This is a genomic window from Vibrio sp. 10N.222.52.C12, from assembly GCF_041474215.1.
Taxonomy (GTDB): domain Bacteria; phylum Pseudomonadota; class Gammaproteobacteria; order Enterobacterales; family Vibrionaceae; genus Vibrio; species Vibrio crassostreae_C.
This window is the reverse complement of record NZ_JBFRTR010000219.1, coordinates 1-3,445: the sequence shown is the minus strand read 5'-3', so window position 1 is coordinate 3,445 and position 3,445 is coordinate 1. Positions and strand designations below refer to the sequence as shown.

Genomic DNA, 3,445 nt, shown 5'->3' with positions numbered 1-3,445 from the left:
GAGAAAGCACCGGATCTATGCTCTCGACAAACGCAAAACGCCCACATCACGTGTGTGATGTGGGCGTTTCAATATTTAGTGAAAAACTAACGTTAGGTTGGTAAAGCCTTCGGCTTATAGACCCATCTCTTCAGTGAGAGTTTTGATCTGTTTGAGGTCCATGGTGTGGACTTCAATCATTTGTCTTATATCACTCAGTCGAGAGTTAGCGTTATCTTGCTTCTCACACGCGTCAGATTTCGCATCCCATGATGTGCCATCTAAGTAAACATCACACGCTTTCTTAAGAGAACCAAGGTTCTGCTCGAGTTGATCTCTTTCTTTCTCAAGTTTTTCAAGTTCTTGAGAAATCTGTAATTCTTTTCGGAAAACTTCACGCGCACGCTCAAACAAAGTCGATTGCATGTCAGCCTGACGATTAAGTTTCTGGTTGTCTTGCTGAGTTTGCTCTAACGTTTGCTTCTGTTCATTTAGCTGTTGCTCTAACGAGTAGTTCGCCTTCTCTAAAACCGAAGACTGCTTCGCTAATTCCTGGAGCTCTTTTTGATGCTCTTCCGTTTGTTTCACTAGAGCGGCTTCTACTTTCGCATCGATTTCGGTATCAACTTTTGCCACTTTAGTTTCAACGGATGTCATCAACTGTGCTCTGCTGTCATGCAGTTCTTGATAACGAGTTTCGAGTACCTGATAAGTGGACTCCCACTTAGAAGCCGTAACTGTAGAACCAATTAAGCCACCCAGTGCTAAACCTATAACCGCAGCAATGCCGATATAGAGCTGACTGCGCTTATCGCGTTCTTCTATAACAACCACTTCATCTTGTTCGCTTTGTCCAGATTGCTGGTTCACTAGCGGGTACTCCCAAAAATTTATTTAACGTTACGCGGTCACTGACACGAATGCCAATACTGATTGTGAAGGCTCAGTTAAACCTATCGCTCAAGCCAGAAGCACTTAAGCTTTACTAACACATTCATCCCACCTGTTTACAGGCAGGCTTAACGAGTTAACTCCGAAATCATCAAGCTGGCAGTATACAAAAGGAAACTGCTAACGATAACTATCACTACCCATTTTTGCAGTTTTTCGTTTGTCCGGTAACGAAATAGTACAAATGCCAAAGCCAATAAAAAAACAATCGCTATTAGTCGAGTCATAACTCCTCCTTGTTTCTCTATTTTATACCATTTAAATAAGCAAGTTACGTCAGAGACTCGTTGTTTGATCATTTAGTTGAACAACATTTGTGCAAACAGATATTTTGTAGCTGACATCACATTTTATATGATCTAGGATACGCCTACAGATTACCTAATTATTTAGGTAATTGTTCCGATGAAGACTGCAGGAGAGTGGTTTTTAACTAAACATTAACATTTAGTTAGATTGACCCGCCGAAGAAGTAAATCTTTCAGGTGCTTTATGCTGGAGAAATCCAGAAAAGTGAGGACTGTCGTTGGAGGAACCTCTGGAGAGAACCGTACTACTTTTTTTGTAGCAAGCGGTCGCCGAAGGAGCAAGCTTAGTGCCCGTTACTTATCTATAAGTGATTCGCTAAGTGAAACTCTCAGGCAAAAGGACAGAGGAGTGGAAAGCAACAGCCTTAATTAACACAAGAATTCTATCTAGAAATCCGTATGTATTAAGTAGTGCGCCCGATCCCTGAGATCTGCACTGCCTTCCCTCTTCTCCTTAAATTTTTAATTTATTAAGGGGAATCTATGAACCACCTACAAGCTACACTACAAACCATCAACCAATTCGTTTGGGGACCACCACTGCTTATTCTGCTAGTGGGTACAGGTATCTACTTTACTTTTCGCTTAGGCTTACTCCAGTTTAGACACCTCCCAGCTGCACTGAAAATGGTGTTCACCAAAGACAAGTCCGGTACGGGTGACGTATCGAGTTTCGCCGCTTTGTGTACAGCACTTTCCGCAACTATTGGTACAGGTAATATCGTAGGTGTAGCGACCGCAATCAAGATTGGTGGCCCTGGTGCCCTATTCTGGATGTGGCTTGCCGCTGTATTTGGTATGGCGACCAAATACGCAGAATGTCTACTTGCCGTTAAATACCGTAGAACCGATAGCAATGGCGAAATGGTTGGCGGCCCAATGTACTACCTGCAATACGGTGTCGGCTCACGAATCTTAGCGGTAATGTTCGCTGTCTTCGCGCTCGGCGTTGCTTGCTTCGGTATCGGTACCTTCCCACAAGTCAACGCTATCTTGGACGCAACTCAAATCTCATTTGGCGCTTCGCGTGAGATGTCTGCTGTCGTTCTTACGATATTAGTGGCAGTGGTTACCCTTGGTGGTATCCAATCTATCGCTAAAGTGGCAGGGAAAGTTGTTCCTACTATGGCGGTTATGTACGTCGTCGCGTGTTTAAGCGTTCTGATTTCAAATGCCGACCAACTACTGAATGCCATTACCCTTGTTGTGACTTCTGCGTTTACCAACACAGCAGCAACCGGTGGTTTCTTTGGCGCGAGCATCATGCTTGCTATCCAATCAGGTATCGCTCGTGGTGTGTTCTCGAACGAATCTGGCCTAGGTAGCGCACCAATGGCTGCAGCAGCGGCTAAAACAGACTCATGTGTGAAACAAGGACTTGTCTCTATGACAGGTACCTTCTTCGACACCATCATCATCTGTACGATGACAGGTTTGGCGCTTATCTTAACGGGTGCTTGGCAGACTGATCTTTCAGGCGCTGCGATGACCACTCACGCATTCGCTGTTGGTCTGAATGCAGATACCCTTGGCCCTATGTTGGTTTCTGTTGGCTTAATCTTCTTTGCGTTTACAACAATTTTAGGTTGGAACTACTACGGTGAGCGCTGTGTTGTGTTCTTGCTAGGTACCAAAGCTGTATTGCCTTACAAGATCATCTTCATTGCGTTGGTGGCTTCTGGTGCATTCTTAAAGCTCGACATGATCTGGATAATGGCTGATATCGTGAACGGCCTAATGGCAATTCCGAACCTAATCGGGCTTATCTTGCTGCGCCACGTTGTTATCGAAGAAACCAAGCTATTCTTCAAACCGTTGACGTCTTCACATGATTGTGAAGCAGTTAAAGCGTAAACTGAAGTGATTGAATACCAAGCCCGCACTCAACTGCGGGCTTTTTTATTTTCATCACATAGCGAAACGTCTTAAATTATTATGCAGAACATATGCCCTTATAAATAACAAGAATATTAAATCGACTACTATGCGATTTAATAAAGCGAATAGTAGACTACTAAAAAGGACACTAATAAAACCAACACTTAATTAGATATTACTTATATTTAACAGATTGTGCGTTGGTGTCAGGCGTTTTGTAACAAACATATTAAATTTATTTTCGTTTCAACGACACAAAAAACCAGAAGAATAAAACATGTGACTTTAATTCATATATTAGTCAGTTTATAGTCATCTACATTGTAGAG

2 protein-coding genes and 1 riboswitch are annotated in these 3,445 nt (G+C 42.9%); of the genes, one reads left to right on the top strand and one right to left on the bottom strand.

The window, feature by feature from the left end:
• Nucleotides 1–114: 114 nt before the first annotated feature.
• Complete coding sequence (locus AB4623_RS23860; protein WP_017059725.1) at nt 115–849, bottom strand: chromosome segregation ATPase; 735 nt, start codon at nt 847–849, stop codon at nt 115–117.
• Nucleotides 850–1,458: 609 nt separating this feature from the next.
• Nucleotides 1,459–1,593: riboswitch (glycine riboswitch) on the top strand.
• Nucleotides 1,594–1,721: 128 nt separating this feature from the next.
• Here AB4623_RS23860 and AB4623_RS23855 point away from each other — a divergent pair.
• Entirely contained in the window at nt 1,722–3,092 is a 1,371-nt protein-coding gene (locus AB4623_RS23855; RefSeq protein WP_372147501.1) for an alanine/glycine:cation symporter family protein, read from the top strand.
• Nucleotides 3,093–3,445: the final 353 nt, after the last annotated feature.

What these genes read in the sequence shown, in the direction of transcription:
- AB4623_RS23855 (WP_372147501.1), top strand. Translation starts at nt 1,722, where the DNA reads ATGAACCACCTACAAGCTACACTACAAACCATCAACCAATTCGTTTGG.